This window comes from Klebsiella africana (genome assembly GCF_020526085.1).
GTDB lineage: Bacteria > Pseudomonadota > Gammaproteobacteria > Enterobacterales > Enterobacteriaceae > Klebsiella > Klebsiella africana.
The window spans coordinates 764,485-786,034 of record NZ_CP084874.1 but is presented as its reverse complement, the minus strand read 5'-3'; the positions used below and the strand labels follow the sequence as shown (position 1 = coordinate 786,034).

The 21,550-nt window shown below is 56.2% G+C and carries 20 protein-coding genes; 7 read left to right on the top strand and 13 right to left on the bottom strand.

Translation table 11 applies throughout. From position 1 onward, the window contains the following. Nucleotides 1–181 precede the first annotated feature (181 nt). Nucleotides 182–841 carry a ribose-5-phosphate isomerase RpiA gene (gene rpiA, locus LGL98_RS03870; protein WP_002916495.1) on the bottom strand — a complete coding sequence of 220 codons (660 nt, stop codon included), beginning with the start codon at nucleotides 839–841 and terminating at the stop codon, nucleotides 182–184. A gap of 167 nt (nucleotides 842–1,008) precedes the next feature. On the opposite strand from rpiA, the gene argP reads away from it, so the two are divergent. Then, nucleotides 1,009–1,902 (top strand): DNA-binding transcriptional regulator ArgP, encoded by an 894-nt coding sequence (argP, locus tag LGL98_RS03865; RefSeq protein ID WP_002916497.1) that lies wholly within the window; start codon nucleotides 1,009–1,011, stop codon nucleotides 1,900–1,902. 54 nt (nucleotides 1,903–1,956) lie between these two features. Here the strand turns inward: argP and LGL98_RS03860 are convergent, their stop codons facing one another. The 7 genes from LGL98_RS03860 to tkt form a co-directional block, all read right to left on the bottom strand. After that, nucleotides 1,957–2,724: an oxidative stress defense protein gene (locus LGL98_RS03860; protein ID WP_136029110.1), complete on the bottom strand. Its 768-nt coding sequence runs from the start codon at nucleotides 2,722–2,724 to the stop codon at nucleotides 1,957–1,959. 89 nt (nucleotides 2,725–2,813) lie between these two features. Further along, the gene (gene argO / locus LGL98_RS03855; protein ID WP_136029108.1) at nucleotides 2,814–3,449 is read right to left on the bottom strand and encodes an arginine exporter ArgO; all 636 of its coding nucleotides are present in this window, start codon (nucleotides 3,447–3,449) and stop codon (nucleotides 2,814–2,816) included. A gap of 151 nt (nucleotides 3,450–3,600) precedes the next feature. Further along, the gene (locus tag LGL98_RS03850) at nucleotides 3,601–4,458 is read right to left on the bottom strand and encodes a small-conductance mechanosensitive channel MscS (protein ID WP_136029106.1); all 858 of its coding nucleotides are present in this window, start codon (nucleotides 4,456–4,458) and stop codon (nucleotides 3,601–3,603) included. A 190-nt stretch (nucleotides 4,459–4,648) separates the two neighbouring features. Then, nucleotides 4,649–5,728 carry a class II fructose-bisphosphate aldolase gene (fbaA, locus tag LGL98_RS03845; protein ID WP_004144748.1) on the bottom strand — a complete coding sequence of 360 codons (1,080 nt, stop codon included), beginning with the start codon at nucleotides 5,726–5,728 and terminating at the stop codon, nucleotides 4,649–4,651. A gap of 97 nt (nucleotides 5,729–5,825) precedes the next feature. Beyond that, nucleotides 5,826–6,989, bottom strand: a complete 1,164-nt coding sequence (gene pgk, locus LGL98_RS03840; protein WP_004205291.1) for a phosphoglycerate kinase — start codon at nucleotides 6,987–6,989, stop codon at nucleotides 5,826–5,828. 39 nt (nucleotides 6,990–7,028) lie between these two features. Next, complete coding sequence (gene epd, locus LGL98_RS03835; protein WP_004205289.1) at nucleotides 7,029–8,057, bottom strand: erythrose-4-phosphate dehydrogenase; 1,029 nt, start codon at nucleotides 8,055–8,057, stop codon at nucleotides 7,029–7,031. Between the two features lie 383 nt (nucleotides 8,058–8,440). Next, on the bottom strand, nucleotides 8,441–10,432 hold the full coding sequence (gene tkt / locus LGL98_RS03830) for a transketolase (RefSeq protein WP_226651787.1): 1,992 nt from the start codon (nucleotides 10,430–10,432) through the stop codon (nucleotides 8,441–8,443). 279 nt (nucleotides 10,433–10,711) lie between these two features. Here tkt and loiP point away from each other — a divergent pair, with 279 nt between their 5' ends. Then, nucleotides 10,712–11,470 (top strand): metalloprotease LoiP, encoded by a 759-nt coding sequence (gene loiP, locus LGL98_RS03825; protein ID WP_136031459.1) that lies wholly within the window; start codon nucleotides 10,712–10,714, stop codon nucleotides 11,468–11,470. A 124-nt stretch (nucleotides 11,471–11,594) separates the two neighbouring features. On the opposite strand, the gene LGL98_RS26215 is transcribed toward loiP, so the two are convergent. Then, nucleotides 11,595–11,729 carry a hypothetical protein gene (locus LGL98_RS26215; protein WP_261363032.1) on the bottom strand — a complete coding sequence of 45 codons (135 nt, stop codon included), beginning with the start codon at nucleotides 11,727–11,729 and terminating at the stop codon, nucleotides 11,595–11,597. A gap of 118 nt (nucleotides 11,730–11,847) precedes the next feature. Between LGL98_RS26215 and LGL98_RS03820 the strand changes: the two genes are divergently transcribed. Then, nucleotides 11,848–13,116 (top strand): OprD family outer membrane porin, encoded by a 1,269-nt coding sequence (locus LGL98_RS03820; RefSeq protein WP_136031457.1) that lies wholly within the window; start codon nucleotides 11,848–11,850, stop codon nucleotides 13,114–13,116. A 131-nt stretch (nucleotides 13,117–13,247) separates the two neighbouring features. Here the strand turns inward: LGL98_RS03820 and speB are convergent, their stop codons facing one another. The 4 genes from speB to yqgG all read right to left on the bottom strand — a co-directional run bounded on the left by speB (nucleotide 13,248) and on the right by yqgG (nucleotide 16,677). Continuing rightward, nucleotides 13,248–14,168, bottom strand: a complete 921-nt coding sequence (speB, locus tag LGL98_RS03815; RefSeq protein WP_002916572.1) for an agmatinase — start codon at nucleotides 14,166–14,168, stop codon at nucleotides 13,248–13,250. 233 nt (nucleotides 14,169–14,401) lie between these two features. After that, nucleotides 14,402–16,378, bottom strand: coding sequence for a biosynthetic arginine decarboxylase (gene speA, locus LGL98_RS03810; RefSeq protein WP_004205167.1), 1,977 nt, complete (start codon nucleotides 16,376–16,378; stop codon nucleotides 14,402–14,404). 8 nt (nucleotides 16,379–16,386) lie between these two features. Continuing rightward, nucleotides 16,387–16,518, bottom strand: coding sequence for an acid stress response protein YqgB (yqgB, locus tag LGL98_RS03805; RefSeq protein WP_002916578.1), 132 nt, complete (start codon nucleotides 16,516–16,518; stop codon nucleotides 16,387–16,389). Nucleotides 16,519–16,602: 84 nt separating this feature from the next. Beyond that, nucleotides 16,603–16,677, bottom strand: a complete 75-nt coding sequence (yqgG, locus tag LGL98_RS26440; RefSeq protein ID WP_474286830.1) for a small protein YqgG — start codon at nucleotides 16,675–16,677, stop codon at nucleotides 16,603–16,605. Nucleotides 16,678–17,219: 542 nt separating this feature from the next. On the opposite strand from yqgG, the gene metK reads away from it, so the two are divergent. The 4 genes from metK to endA all read left to right on the top strand — a co-directional run bounded on the left by metK (nucleotide 17,220) and on the right by endA (nucleotide 21,529). Continuing rightward, nucleotides 17,220–18,374 (top strand): methionine adenosyltransferase, encoded by a 1,155-nt coding sequence (metK, locus tag LGL98_RS03795; protein WP_004149807.1) that lies wholly within the window; start codon nucleotides 17,220–17,222, stop codon nucleotides 18,372–18,374. A gap of 380 nt (nucleotides 18,375–18,754) precedes the next feature. Next, nucleotides 18,755–20,149: a sugar porter family MFS transporter gene (locus LGL98_RS03790; RefSeq protein WP_002916587.1), complete on the top strand. Its 1,395-nt coding sequence runs from the start codon at nucleotides 18,755–18,757 to the stop codon at nucleotides 20,147–20,149. A 77-nt stretch (nucleotides 20,150–20,226) separates the two neighbouring features. Further along, nucleotides 20,227–20,727: a SprT family zinc-dependent metalloprotease gene (locus tag LGL98_RS03785; protein ID WP_136031455.1), complete on the top strand. Its 501-nt coding sequence runs from the start codon at nucleotides 20,227–20,229 to the stop codon at nucleotides 20,725–20,727. 94 nt (nucleotides 20,728–20,821) lie between these two features. After that, nucleotides 20,822–21,529 carry a deoxyribonuclease I gene (endA, locus tag LGL98_RS03780; RefSeq protein WP_136031453.1) on the top strand — a complete coding sequence of 236 codons (708 nt, stop codon included), beginning with the start codon at nucleotides 20,822–20,824 and terminating at the stop codon, nucleotides 21,527–21,529. Nucleotides 21,530–21,550: the final 21 nt, after the last annotated feature.

Genomic DNA, 21,550 nt, shown 5'->3' with positions numbered 1-21,550 from the left:
AACGTTTGCGTCGCCGTCCTGAAGAAATGTCATCCAGAGGGAAATCGCAGGACAAAACACCAGAAAGAGAAGAAATGGTAGCGTGTAAATCAGAATGGTTGCATAAATGTGACAGAAGTCACCAAATTGCACCTGGTGAAAAAATATTTGCGAGGGAGCCGGTCGGCTCCCTGCGGACAGACTATTTTACGATGGTCTTCACGCCGTCGGCAGTACCAATCAGCGCCACGTCGGCGCCACGGTTGGCGAACAGCCCCACGGTGACGACGCCAGGAATACCGTTGATCGCGTTTTCCAGCGCGATCGCATCGAGAATTTCCAGGCCGTGCACGTCAAGGATCACGTTGCCGTTATCGGTCACCACGCCCTGACGGTACTCTGGACGACCGCCCAGCTTGACCAGCTGACGCGCCACGGCGCTGCGCGCCATCGGAATGACTTCAACCGGCAGCGGGAATTTGCCCAGAATATCAACCTGCTTGGAGGCGTCGGCGATGCAGATAAATTTATCCGCCACAGAAGCGATAATCTTCTCGCGGGTCAGCGCCGCGCCGCCGCCTTTGATCATCTGCATGTGACCGTTGATCTCATCCGCGCCATCAACGTAGATCCCCAGGCGATCGACACTGTTAAGATCGAAGACGGTGATCCCGAGGCTTTTCAGCTTTTCGGTGGAGGCGTCGGAGCTGGAAACCGCCCCTTCGATCTGCCCCTTCATGGTGCCCAGCGCGTCAATAAAATGGGCCGCCGTCGAGCCGGTGCCTACGCCGACAATAGTCCCTGGCTGTACATATTGCAGCGCCGCCCAACCTACCGCTTTTTTCAGTTCATCCTGCGTCATAATTATGGTCCGAGATGTGAATGCCTGTGGCGCATTATAGAACATCGACAGTGGAAATGTCCCTGCGATGCAGATCACACAACTGAGCAGACCAATTTCGTCTGTATCAAATAAAAATTTATGTCATAGTGCGAGATAACGATTAGTTATGGGGGCACGCCAGAATAATGAAACGACCGGACTACAGGACATTACAAGCACTGGACGCGGTGATTAGGGAACGAGGATTTGAGCGCGCCGCGCAGAAGCTATGTATTACCCAGTCCGCCGTCTCCCAGCGCATTAAGCAGTTGGAAAACATGTTCGGCCAGCCGCTGCTGGTGCGTACCGTGCCGCCGCGCCCCACCGAGCAAGGACAGAAACTGCTGGCTCTGTTGCGCCAGGTTGAACTGTTGGAAGAGGAGTGGCTGGGCGATGAACAAACCGGTTCCACGCCGCTGCTGCTGTCGCTGGCGGTGAACGCCGACAGTCTGGCCACCTGGCTGCTGCCGGCGCTGGCCAACGTTCTGTCAGACTCCCCTATTCGTCTCAACCTGCAGGTGGAAGATGAAACCCGCACCCAGGAGCGCCTGCGCCGTGGGGAAGTGGTGGGCGCAGTGAGTATCCAGCCGCAGGCGCTGCCTAGCTGCCTGGTGGATCAGCTGGGGGCGCTCGATTACCTGTTTGTCGCCTCAAAAGAGTTTGCGCAACGCTATTTCCCGAACGGCGTGACGCGTTCGGCGCTGCTGAAAGCACCAGTCGTCGCCTTCGACCATCTGGACGATATGCATCAGGCGTTCCTGCAGCAAAATTTCGACCTGCCGCCGGGCAGCGTGCCCTGCCATATCGTCAATTCATCGGAAGCTTTCGTGCAGCTGGCGCGCCAGGGCACCACCTGCTGTATGATCCCGCATCTGCAGATCGAAAAAGAGCTCAACAGCGGCGAACTTATCGATCTTACCCCGGGCCTGTTCCAGCGCCGCATGCTTTACTGGCACCGCTTCGCCCCGGAAAGCCGCATGATGCGCAGGGTAACCGATGCGCTCATCGACTACGGCCACAAGGTGCTGCGTCAGGATTAAACCACAGACATAAAAAAGCCACTTCAGGGAAGTGGCTTTTTTTGTTTCTCGCGCTTACTGCGCCGGTTTCGGCGCTTCGGCCGGTTTCGCCGGCGAGGCCGGAGCGGCTGCCTGAGCCGGCTGCAGTTCAAAGACCACATCAACCTGGTCGTCAAACTGAATCGTCGCCTGCTCGTAGGTTTCCTGGGCGGAAACCGGCGCAGCGTCAGCGGCCTTCATCATGCGAACCATCGGGCTCGGCTGGTAATTAGAGACATGATAGCGCACGCTGTACACCGGCCCCAGCTTGCTGTGGAAACCTGCCGCCAGCTCCTGCGCCTGATGCACGGCGTCGTCGATCGCCGCTTTACGCGCTTTATCTTTATAAGCATCTGGTTGCGCAACACCCAGCGAGACAGAGCGAATTTCGTTGAGACCAGCTTTCAGGGCGCCGTCCAGCAGACCGTTGAGTTTATCCAGCTGGCGCAAGGTCACTTCTACGGTGCGCACCGCACGATAGCCTTTCAGAATACTTTTCCCGTTCTGATAGTCGTAATCAGGCTGGGTACGTAGATTCGCCGAACTGATATCCTTTTTGGCAATACCGCTCTTTTCAAGGAAAGAGAGATATTGCGCAACGCGATCGTCAGCCTGTTTTTTTGCCGACGCGGCGTCTTTTGCCGCCACGTTCACTTCGATCGCCAGGGTGGCGATGTCCGGAACCGCGGCAACGCTTGCTGTGCCTGAAGTCACAATGTGCGGGCCATCCGGCAATTCGCTGGCCTGTGCCGCCATCGAGGTTAATCCGAGTGCTGCCGCCAGGGCTAAGACTTTTAACTTCACTGTCGTTTCTCCATGTTACTTAAATCGCCCTTACGGGACGCATGCCAGCAAGCTTAGCGCGTACAGCAGGAAAGTCCATCGGACAACGCTTAGTTGAGCAACGCCATGAGATGGCTGACGCCTTCTCTTGCCAGCTGAAACGCAATAAACCACATGACGGCGCCGACCACAATATTGATGATCCGCTGGGCTTTGGCGGTACGCAGCCGCGGTGCCAGCCAGGCGGCTAACAGCGCCAGACCAAAGAACCACAGGAAAGAGGCGCTAATGGTCCCCAACGCAAACCAGCGCTTCGGCTCGACGGCCAGCTGGCCTCCCAGACTGCCCAGCACCACAAAAGTATCGAGGTAAACGTGCGGGTTCAGCCAGGTCACCGCCAGCATGGTGATAATGATTTTCCAGCGCCCCTGCTGCATCACCTCGGCGCTGGCGAGTTCAAGACTCTGACTGAACGCCGTTTTCAGTGCACCGAAGCCGTACCACAGTAAAAAGGCCACGCCACCCCAGGTCACGATTGCCAGCAGCCACGGGGATTGCATCAGTAGCGCGCTACCGCCAAAAATGCCGGCGCAGATCAACACCAAGTCGCTGATGGCGCATAGCAGGGCAATCATCAGGTGATACTGACGACGGATCCCCTGACTCATCACAAAGGCATTTTGCGGGCCAAGCGGCAAAATCATTGCCGCTCCCAGGGCAAGGCCCTGAAAGTAATAGGTAAACATAAGGATTTTTCCGCTGTGTTCGAGAATGGCGCTGACTATAACGCGAATGGATTATTAGCGGAAATTGAAAGTATTAATTATTAATAAGCTAAGCTAATAGTGAGCCATTAAAAAAGGCCGGCATGGCCGGCCTGACTCTGTCAGTGATGATTTACTCTGCTTTTTCCGGCAGTTGTACCACATGAACATCCATCTGCGGGTAAGGGAAGCTGATACCGTTGGCGTCAAATTCACGCTTGATGCGCTCGAGGATATCCCAGTAGACGTTTTGCAGATCGCTGCTTTTGCTCCAGACGCGCACCACGAAGTTCACCGACGAGGCGCCAAGTTCGTTCAGGCGTACGGTCATTTCCCGATCGCGCAGAATTCGATCGTCAGATTCGATAATCGAGGTCAGCAGTTGCTTCACCTTGTCGATATCAGCATCGTAAGAGACGCCGATAATAAACTCATTGCGGCGCGCCGGTTCGCGGGAGAAGTTAATGATATTGCCGGCGATGATTTTCCCGTTCGGGACCACCACCACTTTGCCGTCGGCGGTACGCAGGGTAGTGGAGAAAATCTGTACGTTCAGCACCGTACCCGCCACACCACCAAGATCGACATACTCGCCTGCGCGGAATGGGCGGAACATGACCAGCAGTACGCCAGCCGCGAGGTTAGACAGTGACCCTTGCAGCGCCAGACCGACGGCTAAACCCGCGGCACCCAGTACAGCAATCACCGAGGCGGTCTGCACGCCTACCCGGCCCAGGGCGGCAATCAGGGTGAAGGCGATAACCGCGTAACGCACCAGCGCGGAGAGGAAATCGGCCACGGTAGCGTCAATTTTACGCGCCAGCATCAGGCGGTTAACCGTATTCGAGACCACGCGCGCCACGATCATCCCGACAATGAGAATTGCGATAGCCGCGACGATGTTGACGGCATAGCTCAGCAGCAACTCCTGGTTGCGTGCCAGCCACGTCCCGGCGTGGTTGATGCTATCGACAACGTTCAAATCTTCCATTTAACATTCCTTATGAATCCCCTGGGGGAAAGTAAAAAACTCAGCCTGCGACAGGGCAGTCAGGTTATAGGGTAAACAATAAGTGCGTGTTTTGCCAAATGGATCACAGTTTTACTCCGCGCTATCCTGTTGTTAAGGTAATAAAAAAGCCCGCATTGCTGCGGGCTTCCGGGTAAGAAACAGATTTTTCTTACAGAACGTCGATCGCGTTCAGCTCTTTAAAGGCCTGCTCCAGACGAGTCACCATGGAAGTCTGTGCAGCACGCAGCCATACGCGCGGATCGTAGTATTTCTTGTTCGGCTGGTCTTCGCCTTTCGGGTTGCCCAGCTGGCCCTGCAGGTAAGCTTCGTTCGCTTTGTAGTACTGCAGGATACCGTCCCAGGTTGCCCATTGGGTGTCGGTATCGATGTTCATTTTCACCACGCCGTAGCTGACGGAGTCTTTGATTTCCTGAGCGGAAGAACCGGAACCGCCGTGGAACACGAAGTTCAGGCTGTTGTGCGGCAGGTTGTGTTTCTTGGAAACATATTCCTGAGAGTCGCGCAGGATAGTCGGGGTCAGAACCACGTTACCCGGTTTGTACACGCCGTGTACGTTACCGAAGGAAGCGGCGATGGTGAAGCGCGGGCTGATTTTGCTCAGCTCGGTGTACGCGTAATCCACGTCTTCCGGCTGGGTGTACAGGGCGGAAGCGTCCATGTGGCTGTTGTCCACGCCATCTTCTTCACCGCCGGTGCAGCCCAGTTCGATTTCCAGAGTCATGCCCATTTTGGCCATGCGAGCCAGGTACTTAGAGCAGATCTCAATGTTTTCGTGCAGGGACTCTTCAGACAGGTCGATCATGTGGGAAGAGAACAGCGGTTTGCCGGTAGCGGCGAAGTGTTTTTCACCAGCGTCCAGCAGGCCGTCGATCCACGGCAGCAGTTTCTTCGCGCAGTGGTCAGTGTGCAGGATAACCGGTACACCGTAGTGTTCAGCCATCTGGTGCACATGGTGCGCGCCAGAGATAGCGCCGAGGATAGCAGCACCCTGCGGAACGTCAGTTTTCACGCCTTTACCTGCGATGAACGCTGCGCCGCCGTTAGAGAACTGAACGATAACCGGAGAGCGAACTTTAGCAGCAGCTTCCAGAACGGCGTTGATGGAGTCAGTACCTACGCAGTTTACCGCCGGCAGTGCAAAGTTGTTTTCTTTCGCTACCTGGAACACTTTCTGAACGTCGTCGCCAGTGATGACGCCCGGTTTTACGAAATCAAAAATTTTAGACATGTTACTTAGTCCTGTATCTGTATCTTCGACCGTTGAAGAAGGTTCGCGAGCCCTTAAGCGCGCTGAAAAACAGGCGGGTTTCCCCGCCTGAACTGAATTACTGCTTAGCGCGCTCTTCGAGCATCGCTACTGCCGGCAGGACTTTGCCTTCGACGAATTCAAGGAACGCGCCGCCGCCAGTGGAGATGTAGGAAATTTTGTCAGCGATGCCGAACAGGTCGATCGCTGCCAGGGTGTCACCGCCGCCGGCGATGGAGAAACCTTCGCTATCCGCAATAGCGTTAGCGACGATTTCAGTCCCTTTACGGAAGTTCGGGAATTCGAATACGCCAACCGGGCCGTTCCACAGGATGGTTTTGGCGTTTTTCAGGATTTCAGCCAGTTTCTGTGCGGAAACGTCGCCGAGGTCCAGAATCTGCTCGTCATCTTTGATGTCGTTAACAGATTTCAGGGTCGCCGTTGCGGTTTCGGAGAACTCGGTCGCGACGCGAACGTCGGTCGGAACCGGGATATCGCAGGTGCTCAGCAGGCGTTTGGCTTCGTCAACCAGGTCTGCTTCGTACAGGGATTTACCGACGTTGTGGCCCTGAGCGGCAACGAAGGTGTTAGCGATACCGCCGCCCACGATCAGCTGGTCAGCGATTTTAGACAGGGAATCCAGCACGGTCAGTTTGGTGGACACTTTAGAACCACCAACGATAGCGACCATCGGACGAGCCGGCTCTTTCAGCGCTTTACCCAGCGCGTCCAGTTCAGCGGCCAGCAGCGGGCCTGCGCACGCCACGTCAGCAAATTTGCCGATGCCGTGGGTGGAAGCCTGCGCGCGGTGTGCAGTACCGAAAGCGTCCATCACGAACACGTCGCACAGGGCAGCGTATTTTTTAGACAGCGCTTCGTCGTCTTTTTTCTCGCCTTTGTTGAAGCGAACGTTTTCCAGAACCACCAGCTCACCGGCAGCCACTTCCACGCCGTCCAGGTAGTCTTTAACCAGACGTACCGGGTTGGACAGTTTGTCTTTCAGGTAATTAACAACCGGCAGCAGAGAGAATTCTTCGTTGTACTCGCCTTCGGTCGGACGACCCAGGTGAGAAGTAACCATGACTTTCGCGCCCTGCTTCAGCGCCAGTTCAATGGTCGGCAGAGATGCACGGATACGTGCGTCGCTGGTTACTTTCCCGTCTTTAACTGGTACGTTCAGATCCGCACGGATAAAAACGCGTTTACCAGCCAGATCCAGATCGGTCATCTTAATTACAGACATGGTGAATCCTCTCGTTGATTCATAAAGTTTTGTCGACGTTTATGCGTCGAACCTGAAACCAATAGCCGCCATCGCTAACGTCGTGTCGAGCATTCGGTTAGCAAAGCCCCATTCGTTATCGCACCAGACCAGCGTTTTGATCAGATGCGCGCCACTGACCCGGGTTTGCGTGCCATCAACAATAGCACTGTGCGGATCGTGGTTAAAATCTGTCGAGACCAACGGTAATTCCGTATAGTCAACTATACCATGAAATGCACCTTGTGCTGCTTTTTGCAGCAACTGGTTGACTTCACATGCTTTTACCGGTTTTTTGACCGTCACGCTCAGGTCAATTGCCGTCACGTTTATCGTCGGCACCCGCACAGCAATCGCTTCAAAACGGTCATTAAACTGCGGGAAAATACGGGTGATCCCTGCCGCCAGTTTGGTATCCACCGGAATGATCGACTGGCTGGCCGCGCGGGTACGCCGTAGATCCGGATGGTAGGCGTCAATCACCTGCTGGTCATGCATCGCCGAGTGAATGGTGGTGACGGTGCCGGACTCGATGCCATAGGCATCATCTAACAGTTTAATGATCGGAATAATGCAGTTGGTGGTGCAGGAGGCGTTGGAGACAATGCGGTGCTCGGCGCGGAGTTCATCCTGATTGACGCCGTATACCACCGTTGCGTCGAGGTCGTTGCCGCCGGGATGGGAGAAGAGCACTTTCTTCGCCCCAGCCTGCAGGTGCGCTTCACCGTGCTCACGGCTCCCGTATACGCCGGTGCAGTCGAGCACCACGTCTACCGCCAGCTCGCGCCAGGGCAGCGCCGCAATGGTCGGCTCATGCAGCAGACGGATAGCATCATCGCCAACAAACAGCTGCTCGCGCTCCTGACGGACATCCCAGGCGAAACGGCCATGGCTGGTGTCATATTTCAACAAATGCGCGATGCCCGCAGCATCCGCCAGCTCATTGATTGCCACCACGGTGATTTCCGCACGACGCCCGGATTCATATAGAGCACGAACCACGTTGCGTCCAATGCGACCGAAGCCATTAATCGCGATGCGAATGGTCATAGATCTCCTGCAAGGCTGTCCCTGTTATGAGGTGGCTGACAGAGTAATCCAGCAACGCTCTGAGGGGAACCTTACCAGCTGCAAACTGCGACTGATTGATTAATTGTCGAACATTTAAACGACTGAAACGCTTCAGCTAGAATAAGCCAAACGAGGAATAAAAGGAATGTTTGTCCAGCGCAATAAACCAGCTATATGACTCACATCACATTTTTACTGGAATAATTTACAAGCGTATTACATGGTTCAGGAATAGCAGATACAAAAAACCGGGTGGCGAGGTAAAAGAAAAACGGTAACCCCGGGGTTACCGTTTTGGTGTTTGCCCCCTCTCCTGTAGGAGAGGGTTGGGGTGAGGGCATCAGCCCGCACCATACCAGCGATTACAGCAGCGCTTTCGCTTTAGCGACCACGTTGTCGACGGTGAAGCCGAACTCTTCGAACAGCTGCTCAGCCGGCGCAGACTCACCGAAGGTGGTCATGCCAACGATCGCCCCGTTCAGGCCAACGTATTTGAACCAGTAGTCAGCGATACCGGCTTCCACGGCAACGCGCGCGGTCACGGATTTCGGCAGTACGGATTCACGATAAGCCGCATCCTGCTTGTCGAACGCGTCGGTGGACGGCATGGAGACCACGCGCGCCTTCACGCCTTCGGCAGTCAGTTTGTCCCACGCGGCCACCGCCAGCTCCACTTCGGAACCGGTGGCGATGAAGATCAGCTCCGGCTGGCCGGCGCAATCTTTCAGCACGTAACCGCCGCGGGCCACGTTCGCCAGCTGCTCTGCGGTACGCTCCTGCTGCGCCAGGTTCTGACGGGACAGGATCAGCGCGGTCGGGCCGTCCTGACGCTCCACGCCATATTTCCACGCAATCGCGGATTCAACCTGGTCACACGGACGCCAGGTGGACATGTTCGGCGTGACGCGCAGGGAAGCCACCTGCTCTACCGGCTGGTGAGTCGGGCCATCTTCGCCCAGACCGATGGAGTCGTGGGTGTAGACCATCACCTGACGCTGCTTCATCAGCGCCGCCATACGTACCGCGTTACGCGCATACTCGACGAACATCAGGAAGGTGGAGGTGTACGGCAGGAAACCGCCGTGCAGCGCGATACCGTTGGCAATCGCGGTCATACCGAACTCACGCACGCCGTAGTGGATGTAGTTCCCGGCAGCGTCTTCGTTGATCGGCTTAGAGCCAGACCACAGAGTCAGGTTGGACGGCGCCAGGTCAGCGGAGCCGCCGAGGAATTCCGGCAGCAGCGGGCCAAACGCTTCGATGGCGTTCTGCGAGGCTTTACGGCTGGCAATTTTCGCCGGGTTGGCCTGCAGCTTCGCGATGAACTCGTTAGCTTTGGCGTCGAAGTCAGACGGCATCTCGCCTTTCATGCGGCGGGTGAATTCGGCTGCTTCCTGCGGGAAAGCTTTGGCGTAGGCAGCGAACTTCTCGTTCCATGCCGCTTCTTTCGCCTGGCCGGCTTCTTTGGCATCCCACTGCGCATAGATGTCAGACGGGATTTCAAACGGCGCGTATTTCCAGCCCAGCGCTTCGCGGGTCAGGGCGATTTCCGCGTCGCCCAGCGGCGCGCCGTGGGAGTCGTGGGTGCCTGCTTTGTTCGGCGAACCGAAGCCGATGATGGTTTTGCACATCAGCAGGGACGGTTTGTCGGTGACCGCGCGCGCTTCTTCTACCGCGCGTTTGATGGCGTCAGCGTCGTGCCCGTCAACGCCGCGCACCACGTGCCAGCCGTAGGCTTCAAAGCGTTTCGCGGTGTCATCGGTGAACCAGCCTTCAACGTGGCCGTCGATGGAGATACCGTTGTCATCATAGAACGCCACCAGTTTGCCCAGTTTCAGGGTACCGGCCAGGGAGCACACTTCGTGAGAAATGCCTTCCATCATGCAGCCGTCGCCCATAAAGGCGTAGGTGTAGTGGTCGACGATATCGTGGCCCGGACGGTTGAACTGCGCCGCCAGGGTTTTCTCGGCGATAGCCATCCCGACCGCGTTAGCGATACCCTGGCCCAGCGGACCGGTGGTGGTTTCCACGCCCGCGGTGTAGCCGACTTCCGGGTGGCCCGGGGTTTTGGAGTGCAGCTGGCGGAAGTTTTTCAGCTCTTCAATCGGCAGATCGTAGCCAGTGAGGTGCAGCAGGCTGTAAATCAGCATCGAACCATGGCCATTGGACAGGACAAAGCGGTCACGGTCAGCCCACGCCGGATTGTTCGGGTTATGGTTCAGGAAATCACGCCACAGCACTTCGGCAATGTCAGCCATACCCATCGGGGCACCCGGGTGGCCGGATTTGGCTTTCTGTACAGCGTCCATGCTCAGCGCACGAATAGCGTTAGCAAGCTCTTTACGTGAGGACATTTTGACTCCAGTTCGGACTGTTGAAGGCCATGCCCTTAACGACTTGACGAGAGCGCGTTTTGGGCTACGCCGGAAAAAAGTGTGAACAATGTAACCCAAGCGACAAGTCATGTACATGGAGCATCCTTTTGCCCTTTAAGAAATCTCTGGAACAGGTTGTGCTACCCCGGAATCCGCTCGCCCGCTTCCTGCGATACTCTTTATAATTTACGCAGAATACGTTTCCCTGCCGTCGCCGTATTGTCGGATAAACAACCATAAGATTGTGGAAGATAAAAAATGAAAATTCGCTCAACCGTACTTGCCCTTGGGATCGCAGCAACCCTCACCGGATGTCAGAACATGGACTCCAACGGTCTGCTCAGCTCAGGCGCCGAAGCCTTCCAGGCATACTCTCTCAGCGACGCGCAGGTGAAAACCTTAAGCGACCAGGCCTGCAAAGAAATGGACGCCAAAGCGAAAATTGCCCCGGCCAGCAGTGAATACAGCCAGCGTCTGACCAAGATCGCGGCCGCGCTGGGCGATAATATCAATGGCCAGCCAGTGAACTACAAAGTGTATGAGACCAAGGATGTGAACGCCTTCGCGATGGCCAACGGCTGCATCCGCGTCTACAGCGGACTGATGGACCTGATGAACGATAATGAAGTTGAAGCGGTGATCGGCCACGAAATGGGTCACGTTGCGCTGGGCCATGTGAAGAAAGGCATGCAGGTTGCGCTGGGTACCAACGCCGTGCGTGCGGCGGCGGCCTCTGCGGGCGGTATCGTCGGTAGCCTGTCGCAGTCTCAGTTGGGCGATCTGGGCGAAAAACTGGTGAACTCGCAGTTCTCCCAGCGTCAGGAATCGGAAGCGGATGACTACTCTTACGACCTGCTGCGTAAGCGCGGTATCAATCCGTCGGGACTGGCCACCAGCTTCGAAAAACTGGCCAAGCTGGAAGCCGGCCGTCAAAGTTCCATGTTTGACGATCACCCGGCCTCAGAAGCGCGCGCCCAGCATATTCGCGATCGCATGAAGGCCGACGGCATTAAATAATCATCAGCGGGAGGCATTATTGCCTCCCTTTTTTATATATCCGTAAAAATATTTAGCCGCATTAATTGATAATTTAAGCGCACAAACCGTTAACTATTACTACGCCTCGCCACAGCCAATTATTTTAAGCACTGCCACTTAGCAAAATATTATTTGGCAAATAAAAAACGACGGACACAATCCGCCTTTCAGAACCGCGTTCCTCCAGATAATAAATAGTCCACCCCTCTTCGCCAAACGCAGCCAGCGTGCGCCACATGGCTTGTTTCCTGGCGATACCATTGCTCACACAATGATTGCTTTCGACATTATTTCAGGAGAATATCTGGTCAGCAGTGATTCCCTTGAATATATCGACAGACAGAGAAGTGCCTTCAGTGAAAAAAGAATTATCGTTAATCGCACTTGGCATTATTGCCGCCACGCCGACTTTCGCCAGCCAACAATCCGCCAGCCAGGGCTTTATTGACGACAGCCATCTGGATCTCTTTTTGCGTAACGCGTATATCAAACGTGATTATCGTGACGGACTACCGGATAAGGCCGAATGGGGCCAGGGGATTATCGCCACCTTCGAATCCGGCTTTACCCAAGGTCCGGTTGGCTTCGGCGTAGACGGTATCGCTCAATATGCGATGCGCCTGGACGGCGGTCGCGGGCGCAGCGGCGCGGGCGGGATCGACTTTTTCGCCCAGGATGACGATGGCCGCGCGAAATCCGATCTTGCGAAATTCGGCGCCACCGGCAAAATGCGCTTCTCGAATACCGTACTCAGCTACGGTAGCCAGCGCCCGATGCTGCCCATCGTCTATGCCGACGACTCACGTCTGCTGTACGAGAGCTATACCGGCACCATGCTGACCTCACGCGAAATCGACGGTCTGGAAATTAACGCAGGCTACCTGACCGATCAGCAGCGCAAAAGCGACGACAGCCATAACAGCGGCCTGAAAAGCCTGACCTTCGGCGGCGCCAGCTACCAGTTCAACGACCAGCTTAGCGGTGCGCTGTACGCGTCGCACGTCGAAGATGTGCTGAACAAACAGTATCTTGGTCTGAATTATAAGCAGCCGTTCGCCGCCAACCAACAGCTGGTTCTCGACTTCAACGGCTATAACTCACGGCTGGATCAAGAATATGCCGATGCCAATGATACCGGGCGCAGCAACAGCATCTGGAGCCTGGCCGCCAGCTACATCTGGGATATCCACACCTTTAAAGTCGCTTATCAGCAAAGCAGCGGCAGCACCGGCTATCACTACGGCGGCTATCAGAACCAGGGCGGCGTCGGCGATGGCGGCAACACCATCTGGCTGGCTAACTCCTACTGGTCTGATTTTAACGGGGAAGATGAACGCTCGTGGCAGGCGTCGTACGGACTGGATTTTGCCGGGCTGGGGTTGCCGGGGCTGACCTGGACCACCGCCTACGTACGCGGGGATAACATTAAAACTGCGGAGACCAGCAACGGGAAAGAACATGAATGGTTCAACCAGGTTCAATACCAGGTACAAAATGGCGTAGCGAAAGATTTGAAATTCAGACTCCGCTATTCGGTGCTGCGCGTTTCCAGCAACGCCAGTGACTATAACGTCAGCGGGAATGAAGTCCGGTTCTACGTTGAATATCCGTTTAACGTGTTTTGATGCGTTGCTGACCCCTCTCCTGCGGGCTGGCCCTCTCCCGGCGCGCAGGAGCTATCGCCCGGCGCCTTGATAACCCCTCTGTGCCGTGCGCAACCCTCTCCCGGGAAGGGAGAGGGTCGGGGTCATCCGGGTTATTCGCCCTTCTTCGCCGCCTGGATGTACAGCATCTCCAGCGCCAGAGTCGCCGCCGCCAGGGCGGTGATTTCGGACTGATCGTAGGCCGGGGCGACTTCCACCACGTCCATCCCAACGATGTTCAGATCCTTCAGGCCGCGCACCAGCTTGATCGCGCGGTCGGAGGTCAGCCCGCCGATAACCGGGGTACCGGTGCCTGGCGCAAACGCCGGATCCAGACAGTCGATATCAAAGGTCAGGTACACCGGCATGTCGCCGACGATCTGCTTCACCTGGGCAATCACGTCATCAACGCTGCGGTCGTTAACCTGGCCGGCGTCCAGTACCGTAAAGCCATTGTCTTTGTCGAACTCGGTGCGGATCCCGATCTGCACCGAGTGGTTCGGATCGATAAGCCCTTCGTTCGGCGCGGTGTAGAACATGGTGCCATGGTCGAACTCGCAGCCGTTGGCGTAGGTATCAGTATGGGCATCGAAATGTACCAGCGCCATTTTACCGAAGTGCTTGGCGTGGGCGCGCAGCAGCGGCAGGGTAACGAAGTGGTCGCCGCCAAAGGAGAGCATACGTTTGCCGGCCGCCAGCAGCTTCTCGGCGTGAGCCTGCAGCTTCTCGCTCATTTCGCGCGCGTCGCCGAAGGCGTACACCAGATCGCCGCAGTCCACCACGTTCAGGCGTTCGCGCATGTCGAAGTTCCACGGGAAACGGTTGTGCTCCCAGGCAAGGTTAGTGGAAACCTGACGGATAGCCGCCGGGCCATGACGGCCACCCGCGCGCCCGGAGGTCGCCATATCGAACGGCACGCCGGTGATGACCCAGTCCGCATCGCTTTCATACGGCATGAAGTTCATCGGCAAACGCAGAAAGCCAAAGGCATTGGATACCAGGGAGTTATCGTATTGATGACCTAAAGTGCTCATGGATATGACCTCTTTTCGCAGTCGTGGAACGTAAAAAATAAGTATAAAAAAACCCCTCCGCGTCGTTAGGCCCGACGAGGAAGGGTTTGATAGAAAAATCGCTTATTGGCGTGAATTATCGCCGGTAATGCATACGGGTTCAAGTGAGTATCGCATTCGGCCAGCTGGCGGCTTCGCCTTATCCGGCAGACATGCGCAGGCCCGGTAAGCGCAGCGCTACCGGGCATCAGCGGTTACTCGTCTTCCAGATAAGTATAGCCGTAGAGACCCGCCTCAAACTCTTCGAGGAACTGCTGCTGCAACGCATCGTCCAGGCCGGTGTTTTTCACCTGATCGCGGAACTGGGTCAGCAGCGTGTTCGGATCCAGCTGCACATACTGCAGCATATCTGCCACGGTATCGCCCTCGTCGGACAGCTCAACCTCAACGCTGCCGTCAGGGAAGACGAACACGTCCACCGCCTCGGTATCGCCAAACAGGTTGTGCATGTTGCCGAGGATCTCCTGATAGGCGCCGACCATAAAGAAGCCCAGCATCGGCGGGTTCTCCGGGTCGTATTCCGGCATCGGCATGGTGGTGGCGATCCCGTCGCCGTCTACGTAGTGATCGATGGCGCCATCAGAGTCACAGGTGATGTCCAGCAGCACTGCACGGCGCTCCGGCGACTTGTTCAGTCCTTCCAGCGGCATCACCGGGAACAGCTGATCGATCCCCCAGGCATCCGGCATCGACTGGAACAACGAGAAGTTGACGTAGATTTTATCCGCCATTCGCTCCTGCAGCTCATCGATGATGGGACGATGGGCGCGGTTGCTCGGGTCGAGCTGCTTCTGCACCTCATGGCACATGTTCAGATACAGCTGCTCGGCCCAGGCGCGCTCCTGCAGGTTGAAAGTACCGGAGGAGTAGCCGATATGGATATCGTGCAGGTCCATCTGGCTGTCGTGCAGCCATTCGCGCAGCGAGCGGCGGTTGCCGGTCTCGTGCATCTCCAGCCAGGTTTCCCACATGCTCTGCAGCGGACGCGCAGCGTCTTCCGCCGGCGGGGTCGCCTCGGTGTATTCGTTACGCTCCACGCCGATGATATTGGAAACCAGCACGGTATGGTGCGCGGTCACCGCGCGGCCGGACTCGGTGATCACCGTCGGGTGCGGCAGACCATTCTCTTCGCAGGCATCGCCGATCGCCCAGATGATATTGTTGGCGTATTCGTTCAGACCGTAGTTCACCGAGCAGTCGGACTGCGAGCGGGTGCCTTCATAGTCCACGCCCAGGCCGCCGCCGACGTCGAAGCACTGAATATTGACGCCCAGCTTATGCAGTTCGACGTAGAAACGCGCCGATTCACGCACGCCGGTGGCGATATCGCGAATGTTAGCCATCTGCGAACCGAGGTGGAAGTGCAGCAGTTGCAGGCTGTCAAGATGCCCTGCGGCACGCAGGATCTCAACCAGCTGCAGTACCTGGGTCGCTGCGAGGCCGAACTTGGACTTCTCGCCGCCGGAGGACTGCCATTTACCGGAGCCCTGCGAGGCCAGACGCGCACGTACGCCGAGGCGCGGCACCACGTTCAGGCGCTCGGCCTCTTCCAGCACGATAGCGATCTCGGACATCTTCTCGATGACCAGATAGACCTTGTGGCCCATCTTCTCGCCCACCAGCGCCAGACGGATATATTCGCGGTCTTTATAACCATTACAGACAATGACGCTGCGGGTCATCCCGGCGTGCGCCAGCACGGCCATCAGTTCCGCTTTCGAACCGGCTTCCAGGCCCAGCGGCTCGCCGGAATGGATCAGCGATTCAATCACGCGACGGTGCTGGTTAACCTTAATTGGGTAGACGAGGAAGTAATCGCCGTTATAGCCGTACGATTCACGCGCGCGTTTGAAGGCGGCGTTGATCGAGCGCAGGCGGTGCTGCAGGATCTGCGGGAAGCAGAACAGCGCCGGCAAACGTTGCCCTTGCGCCTCGCGGGCTTTGACTAATTCCGCGAGGTCAACGCGCGCTTCCGGGACGTCCGGATCCGGGCAAACGCTGATGTGGCCCAGTTCGTTGACGTCATAATAGTTATTGCCCCACCAGGCAATATTATAAGTACGCAGCATCTTGCTGGCTTCCTGGGAGCTCATCGCTACCTCCTGCATGGAACGTAGTACACCGTGTTCGCCTGCTGACGAAGGCGAAACCATAGACATGTCGTCAGACATAGCGAACCTCAATTTTTAATAATAAGTGTAAGACAGTTAACTACTATCGCAGTCCAAAGATGCGATAACAACCCATGAACAGTCCTAAAGCCCAGCACTATCTGCTGGTTTTGCGACTGCGCGACCGGTTTCTTATTCATATCATCGTAAAACACGTAGCCGAACAGAGTATGACAGTCCGGAGAAACCACGAGAAAACTCTTGCCAGGCAAGAGCGCCCTTGTTCAGTTTTCTGACGGCCGACCGGCCCTGGAATCCTGAGAAGCGCCGAGATGGGGTGAACATCGGCTGGTTTGCATGAGAGAGATGCAGGTTGCGGAGTGCTGACGCGCGACAGAACGACGCGACGAATCAAGCGAAAAACGTTGGTTCATTATCTGGTATCACCTCCACACCGCCCTGCGACAGGGTCGGCGACAAGCCAAAGCTATACATACCGGGCAACAGGCGCTACGCCGCTGCGAGATTCTGTAAATACAGACTGCTTAACCCGGCTGGAAGTGGCACCACAGGGCCATGCCCCGTGCGCTTTTTTAATGAGCCGCGCGCGGCGTTTTATACCGAGAAGCGGGGTAAAAAGCAAAATAAAAATGTGTCCGGTTGCGCCGTTGTCAGGGAAATTTGCCAGACCCGTTTTCCCATAAATGCGACCGCCATCAAAAAAGGCTGGAAATGGGCTCAAGATTTGACCTAAAATGGCCGTCCAGAAGTTAATCCGTCTATACTGATTAACACTCAGACTGCTCGTGTCGCAACCTGCGCGGCTTTGCGCTGATAATCCACCAAAGCCACATTACACAACAGTATGAGCTACCCGAATCGTCCACAGGTGAAATAAAATATGGCAAAACACCTTTTTACGTCTGAGTCCGTATCAGAAGGGCATCCTGACAAAATTGCTGACCAAATCTCTGATGCCGTGCTGGATGCCATCCTCGAGCAGGATCCGAAAGCGCGTGTCGCATGTGAAACCTATGTCAAAACCGGCATGGTGCTGGTAGGCGGCGAAATCACCACCAGCGCATGGGTTGATATCGAAGAGATCACTCGCAACACCGTCCGCGAAATTGGCTACGTGCATTCCGATATGGGCTTTGACGCCAATTCGTGCGCCGTACTAAGCGCCATTGGTAAACAGTCTCCGGACATCAACCAGGGCGTTGACCGTGCCGATCCGCTGGAGCAAGGCGCTGGCGACCAGGGGCTGATGTTTGGCTACGCCACTAACGAAACCGACGTGCTGATGCCGGCACCGGTGACTTACGCTCACCGTCTGGTGCAGCGCCAGGCCGAAGTGCGTAAAAACGGCACCCTGCCGTGGCTGCGCCCGGATGCGAAAAGCCAGGTGACCTTCCAGTATGACGACGGCAAAATCGTCGGTATCGACGCGGTCGTTCTGTCCACTCAGCACGCGGAAGATATCGATCAGAAATCCCTGCAGGAAGCAGTGATGGAAGAGATTATCAAGCCGATTCTGCCGACCGAATGGCTGAACGCTTCGACCAAATTCTTCATCAACCCGACCGGCCGTTTCGTTATCGGCGGCCCGATGGGCGACTGCGGTCTGACCGGTCGTAAGATCATCGTTGATACCTACGGCGGCATGGCTCGTCACGGCGGCGGCGCGTTCTCCGGTAAAGATCCATCAAAAGTTGACCGTTCCGCAGCCTACGCAGCGCGCTATGTGGCGAAGAACATCGTTGCCGCAGGCCTGGCCGATCGTTGCGAAATTCAGGTTTCTTACGCTATCGGCGTTGCAGAACCAACGTCCATCATGGTGGAAACCTTTGGCACCGAGAAAGTGCCTTCTGAACAGCTGACCCTGCTGGTGCGCGAGTTCTTCGACCTGCGTCCATACGGCCTGATTCAGATGCTGGATCTGCTGCATCCGATCTACAAAGAAACCGCAGCCTACGGTCACTTTGGTCGCGAACATTTCCCATGGGAAAAAACCGACAAAGCGGCTCTGCTGCGCGAAGCGGCCGGTCTGAAGTAAGTACCGCGCTTCCTCTGTTCAAGGCCAGCCTCGCGCTGGCCTTTTTATTTACCCCCCCCTTTTCTGCGCCCCCATTTCAACGCGCGGCCGCCAAAAAATGAAAGCGATTACATCGTAAAGACTGTCACCTTCTGCCCAAAGACGCTATCTCCTGTACCCATTTTTCACAATGTTACATATTGTTTCGGTCAACTCTGATTACCGTTTTTCAAAATGTCGTCTATCCTTGTTTATATTGCTGATTTAAAAAGCATTTAATGCATTACGTTTCTTTACCTTTGTGTAAACGATTACACAGCCGTGACTATAATCACGTTTTTTTACCGACGAGTGTCCTACCCTAACCATCGACAGAATCAATAACTCAACTGGAGGGCGTTATGCCTGACAACAAAAAACAAGGGCGTTCGAACAAGACTATGACGTTCTTCGTCTGTTTCCTCGCCGCGCTGGCTGGTCTGCTGTTCGGCCTGGATATCGGTGTTATTGCGGGTGCCTTACCCTTTATTGCCAATGAGTTCCAGATTTCCGCTCACACTCAGGAGTGGGTGGTCAGCTCTATGATGTTCGGCGCCGCCGTCGGTGCAGTTGGCAGCGGCTGGCTCTCTTTCAAACTGGGCCGGAAAAAGAGCCTGATGATCGGCGCCATCCTCTTCGTTGCCGGTTCTCTGTTCTCTGCTGCCGCGCCAAACGTTGAGATCCTGCTGGTTTCCCGCGTGCTGCTCGGCCTGGCGGTGGGTGTCGCCTCATACACGGCTCCGCTGTATCTATCGGAAATCGCGCCGGAAAAAATTCGCGGCAGTATGATTTCCATGTACCAGCTGATGATCACCATCGGGATCCTTGGCGCCTATCTCTCTGACACCGCTTTCAGCTACAGCGGCGCATGGCGCTGGATGCTCGGGGTTATCATCATTCCGGCGGTATTGCTGCTGATCGGCGTTATCTTCCTGCCGGACAGCCCGCGCTGGTTCGCCGCCAAACGTCGCTTCGTCGATGCGGAACGCGTGCTGCTGCGCCTGCGCGATACCAGCGCTGAAGCGAAACGCGAGCTCGATGAAATCCGTGAAAGCCTCAAGGTAAAACAGTCCGGCTGGTCACTGTTTAAAGACAATAGCAACTTCCGCCGCGCGGTGTTCCTCGGCATTCTGCTGCAGGTGATGCAACAGTTCACCGGGATGAACGTCATCATGTACTACGCGCCGAAGATCTTTGAGCTGGCGGGTTATGCCAACACCACTGAGCAGATGTGGGGGACGGTAATCGTCGGTCTGACCAACGTGCTGGCCACCTTTATCGCCATCGGTCTGGTCGACCGCTGGGGCCGTAAACCGACGCTGATCCTTGGCTTTATCGTGATGGCCGCAGGAATGGGCGTCCTGGGCACCATGATGCACATCGGCATTCACTCCTCTACCGCCCAGTACATCGCCGTCCTGATGCTGCTGATGTTCATCGTCGGTTTCGCCATGAGTGCTGGCCCGCTGATTTGGGTACTTTGCTCCGAAATCCAGCCGCTGAAAGGCCGCGACTTCGGTATCACCTGCTCCACAGCGACCAACTGGATTGCCAACATGATTGTCGGCGCCACCTTCCTGACCATGCTCAACTCGCTGGGCAGCGCCAATACCTTCTGGGTATACGGCGGTCTGAACGTGCTGTTTATCCTGCTGACGCTGTGGCTGATCCCGGAAACCAAAAACGTCTCGCTGGAACATATTGAACGTAATCTGATGCAGGGTCGTCCGCTGCGCGAAATCGGCGCCCGCGACTAACCCGCCTGAGCTTCCTCCCTCCCGGGGAGGAAGCTTCCTCTTGCTCTCCCCTGCCCGTCGCACTATCCTCTGGCGCTATGAAAACACCCCGTATTCCCATCGCTATTCAGCAGGCCGTTATGCGCAGCCTGCGAGAGCATCTCGCCAATGCGAACCGCAAGCTGGAACGCCGCTACGCGGAGCCGACGCTGATCTACCAGCAGCGCGGTACCTCCGCCGGCACCGCCTGGCTGGAGAAAAACGAAATTCGTTTAAACCCGGTGCTGCTGCTGGAAAATCAGCAGGAGTTTATCGATGAAGTGGTGCCGCATGAGCTGGCACACCTGCTGGTCTGGCAGCATTTTGGCCGCGTCGCGCCGCACGGAAAAGAGTGGAAATGGATGATGGAGAGCGTCCTTGGCGTTCCTGCGCGTCGCACCCACCGCTTTGAACTCGATTCGGTTCGCCAGAACACCTTCCCCTATCGCTGCCGCTGTCAGCAGCATCAGCTCACCGTCCGTCGCCATAACCGGGTGGTACGCGGCGAGGCCACTTACCGCTGCGTTCGCTGCGGCGATCTGCTGATAGCTGAAAAATAACCATTGGAATTATTTAGAAACTTTCTGATCTGACTGATTGCATCCGGCACCCTCATTCGCTACGTTGCGGGCTCGTTTTGACACGGAGTTAACGATGTCCCGTATGCATGTTTTAGCCGTAGCGGTATTGAGCGCGGCAGTCAGTGGCCCGCTTGCGGCCGCAGGTATTAATAGTTTTTCCCAGGCCAAAGCCGCTGGCGTCAAAGTGAATGCCGACGTTCCTGGTGATTTTTATTGCGGCTGTAAAATCGACTGGCAGGGGAAAAAAGGCATTATCGATTTGGAATCTTGCGGCTATAAAGTGCGTAAAAATGAGAACCGTGCCAGCCGGGTTGAATGGGAGCACGTGGTGCCGGCGTGGCAGTTCGGCCATCAGCGTCAGTGCTGGCAGGAGGGCGGACGTAAAAACTGCGCCAAAGATCCTGAATACCGCAAAATGGAAAGCGATATGCACAACCTGCAGCCGGCGGTGGGAGAAGTGAATGGCGATCGCGGCAACTTTATGTACAGCCAGTGGAACGGTGGCGAAGGCCAGTACGGCCAGTGCACCATGAAGGTCGATTTTAAAGATAAAGTCGCCGAGCCCCCAGCCCGCGCCCGCGGCGCTATCGCCCGCACCTACTTCTATATGCGCGACCGCTACCAGCTGAATCTTTCCCGCCAGCAAACTCAGCTGTTTACCGCATGGGATAAACAGTACCCGGTCACCGCCTGGGAGTGTGAGCGCGATGAGCGCATTGCGAAAGTGCAGGGCAACCATAATCCGTATGTCCAGCAGGCTTGCCAGGCGCAAAAGAGCTAACCTACACTAGCGGCAATTGTT